Annotated in this window: 3 protein-coding genes; 2 read left to right on the top strand and 1 reads right to left on the bottom strand. The window is 37.1% G+C overall.

Annotated features, from left to right (window positions below; all coding sequences use genetic code 11):
- A partial coding sequence (locus ABFR62_13480; GenBank protein ID MEN8139432.1) for a hypothetical protein occupies window positions 1-471 on the top strand: 471 nt, incomplete at its 5' end.
- 587 nt (window positions 472-1,058) lie between these two features.
- The gene (locus ABFR62_13475) at window positions 1,059-2,654 is read left to right on the top strand and encodes a hypothetical protein (protein ID MEN8139431.1); all 1,596 of its coding nucleotides are present in this window, start codon (window positions 1,059-1,061) and stop codon (window positions 2,652-2,654) included.
- A 93-nt stretch (window positions 2,655-2,747) separates the two neighbouring features.
- Here ABFR62_13475 and ABFR62_13470 read toward each other — a convergent pair.
- Window positions 2,748-3,908, bottom strand: a 1,161-nt coding sequence (locus ABFR62_13470; GenBank protein MEN8139430.1) for a lipase family protein, incomplete at its 5' end; no start/stop codon positions are given.

Here is a 3,908-nt window from a genome sequence, read left to right as displayed (position 1 = left end):
TCTAATAATAAGAATATTATGAAAAAAATTTTATTTATTTCAAGTCTTCTTTTACTGTTTAGTCTAAGCGGATTTAGCCAAAATGCAATTGGTATAAGAGGTGGTGTTTTTGGAGTTGACGGAAATGCCTATGGAGGAGTTGAATTTAGTTTTCAGGGAATTGGCTCCCACGAAATAGACTTTGGATATATAAGTGGAGGAACCTGGAAATTTACAGGGCTAAAACTTTGGACACTCGCAGGAAACAGAGACAGATTTAGTTTTTATGGCGGTGCAGGTGTTGGTCTGGGTCTTCAAAGAGAACATTTCCATGCTAATCTTGCTGTTGATTTGGGTCTTTCGCTCAGGATTGTGAAATTTTTACAATTTACACTGGATTACAGACCTGAATGGGCTTTAACCAAAAATTCCTATGTTGATGACGCCTTCTCCTGGAACAATATTGCTCTCGGATTCAGATTTGTATTTTAAGGCATTATAACAATATTTTTAAAGGAGGCCGGATCAAAATATTTAAAACTTTTGATCCGGCCTCCTTTTCATTGAATTAATTCGCTATAAAAATCAAAAGGCTACGTGTTTGCAGCCTTTTGAAGATAACCAATAACAATCACCATATTTAGGAATTGAATTTCCCAAACATTAAAGTAATTACAAATCCATATCACCGAATTTGCGAAGGCAATGTACAAACTTTTATCTCTCTTTCAATGGAAAAGAATTTGTTTTATAACATTTTGTTATCAAAATCAATAAAACATCCGCGTTTTTAAAATAATTTGAATAATGTTTGATTTTTAACAGAATTATGTAAATATTGTTCTAGTTAAGTTGCAGTAAATCAATTTATTATGCATGCATAATAAATTTTATCTCACAAGCCTTGTAAAATAAGGATTTTACTATTCTGATATTGGAGCATATTGAATTTTATCAGACTGAAGAATCCGGACAAGTGCCGACTGAACGACTGTTCATTAACGTCCGAAAATCATTTTTACTAATTAATAAGGTAATTATTTTAAAAAATTTTACTACTAACCAATAAATAATCAATTATGAAAAGATTGAAATTAGTTCTTTCATCATTATTGCTTGGGCAAATGGCATTTGCCGGTGGAATGGTGACCAACACCAATCAAAGTGCTGCATATATACGTATGCTGGCTCGTGATGCTTCTACCGATGTTGATGCTGTATTTTACAACCCGGCAGGGCTTACTAAATTGGCTGATGGCTTTTATGTTCAGTTAAATAATCAGGTTATCACACAGGAGCGAAAAATTACAAGCTCAAATCCGATGCTAAACAATGATACTTATATCGGTGATGTTTTTGCACCGTTATTCCCTTCAGCATTTATGGCTTATAAAACCGGTAACTGGGCATTCTCAGGAGGCTTCACCGTAGTTGGTGGCGGCGGTAGCGCCAATTTCGAAGAAGGGCTGCCTTCTTTCGAGATGCCTTTTGCTTCGGTACCCCTTGCTTTAAGCGGACTGAAACCAGCAGGTATTGATGTACAGGGCTATGATGTAGATATTAGTCTCGAAGGGACATCTGCATATATGGGACTTCAGGCAGGAGCTTCCTATGCAATAAACGATATGGTATCGGTTTATGCCGGTTTGAGATACGTAAGTATTAAGAACTCTTACGAAGGACATATCAAAGATGTTCAATATACATTAAACGGAACAGATGTTGCACCGTCAGTAGTATTTGGACAAGTTGCCGGGCTGTTTAATTATGCAGGTAATGAATTACAAGGTCTTGTTGATGCTAACGCAGGAGGGTTCACTATTGATCAAGTGAAAGCCGCCGGTCATATTTCAGATGAAGAATACGCACAGATTGTTGGAGGATTAGGTGCAGTTGGTGTAGAAGATCCGGGTTCAATGACCATTTCAACAGCTCAAGCTACATTTTACGGAGCAGCAGGCGTTATGTCTGCAACAGGAGATGAATTGGAGAAAGACAGAGAATTGGAAGCCGAACAAACCGGTTCGGGAATCACTCCGATAATAGGAGCAAACATCGCATTGATGGACGACAACCTTAACATAGGTATTAAATATGAGTTCAAAACAACAATGGATGTTACAAATAATACAACCAAAGATGATACAGGAATGTTCCCTGACAAAAGAGTAACAGCTGCAGATATGCCTGCATTCCTTTCTGTAGGTATTGATTATAATGCTACAGAAAAATTAAAAATAAGCACCGGACTCCATTATTACTGGGACAAAACTGCTGACTATGGAAAGAATGGATATGACAGCGAAGGTAATTATCTAAGAGGAGATAACTCTGAGCTTATAGATGGTAACTCGTTTGAAATAGCTTTAGGTCTTCAATACGATATCAATGAAACATTTGGAATAAGCGGAGGATATCTTCATGCTTCTTCAGGACCTACTCTTGCATATCAAAGTGAATTGAGTTACAGTCTTGATTCTGATACTTTCTCTGCCGGAGGGGTAGCTCATTTAACCGAAAAATTTGATCTCGATTTTGGATTCCTATACACGATTTACGAAGGTGGAGGTAAGGAAGGTCTGGCAGATGACTTTGGTCAGGTTTACGATAAAACCTGTGACAAATCAAACTGGGTTGCTGCACTTGGGCTAACTTATAAATTTGGAGGAGAATAAATTTTCCAATATATTTTTAAGCACATTATAAAGAAAAACTCCTTTCGATGACATCGAAAGGAGTTTTTTTATTCATTAAGCTTCGGAAACCTTCTAATATTGCCCAAACTGATTAAAAGCCAATAAAATAGCAGGAAAACCGGCAGCTCCATGTGCTCCCCATTGATTTTCGCTGGTTACAAGCTCTTGTGGAATCTCAAAACATCCCACATTTACTGCACCATTACTTTGCATTGTTTCTAAAGTTGATCTGGTTGTTTCTATCGGTATAATCTCATCAGGACGATAATGATACATAACAAGAGGTTTACTTGGTGCCCAGTCATGAACACTGTTATCTATAATAGCCTGGGTTAAAAATGTACTCTCTCCGTTTTTTAGTTTATCAACTAATTCAGGCTTGAACAGTTCTTTTATTACTGTTGGCAAAGAGTATGCTATGTCAGCCCATTCTTTTTCCCCGTCAATTACTTCCTGAATCTGCGCATCGTAAGGAGCGTTAAAAAGATCAGACAAAGGTCTCTTTGCATACAATTCGTTATAAGTTACCATTGGCATTGCAAGTAATATCGTTGCCGGATAAACATCCTCTTTCAATACATTATCAACAATCGACATTACGTTGTATCCACCCGCTCCCGGGCCAACAGCTGTTACATTAATATCATCGTTATTTTCTTCAATATATTTATATGTTGCCATAGCCGAATATCCCCCCTGAGAATAGCCTGTTATGAAAAATTTATCATTAGCAGTTGTTGTTGCGTTTTCTTTAGAATCAAGATATTCGTTTACAGCATAATACATGTCAACACTTGCCGTAGCTGTGTATTCATAATCAAAATACGGGTGCAACACATCTTTAGAAGAACCATAACCAATCATATCCGGTACAAAAACTATATATCCCATACCCGCCAAAGCTTCATACTTAGGCATAGTACCCTCTGAAGGAGCATCACCATTACTTAAAATCGTTCCCCTTTCAATTAGAGCTAAGGGATAGCTTCCCTGTGCATCGGGCAATGTTAAAGTCCCCGAAGCTATAATATCTTCATTGTTATATTTTGTCTTATACTCTATTTTATACGTAACTATACCATTTTTCACAGCTTCTTCCACTCCGGGCATAGAAAATGCAGCTTCAACATTTGCCTCGCCAAATGCATATTTTACATTCGATGAAACCAGATAAGAAGGTTCTTCTTTATTGCCTTCATTATTTTCTTCTTTTGAACACGAAACAAACAAAGA

It is taken from the genome of Bacteroidota bacterium (assembly GCA_039714315.1).
Classification (GTDB): Bacteria; Bacteroidota; Bacteroidia; order Flavobacteriales; family JADGDT01; genus JADGDT01.
The sequence above is the reverse complement of the archived record's forward strand: the minus strand, read 5'-3'. Positions and strand labels throughout refer to the sequence as shown.

Bases quoted from the DNA above. Each gene is read 5' to 3' on its own strand.
- ABFR62_13475 (MEN8139431.1), top strand. From the start codon at position 1,059: ATGAAAAGATTGAAATTAGTTCTTTCATCATTATTGCTTGGGCAAATG.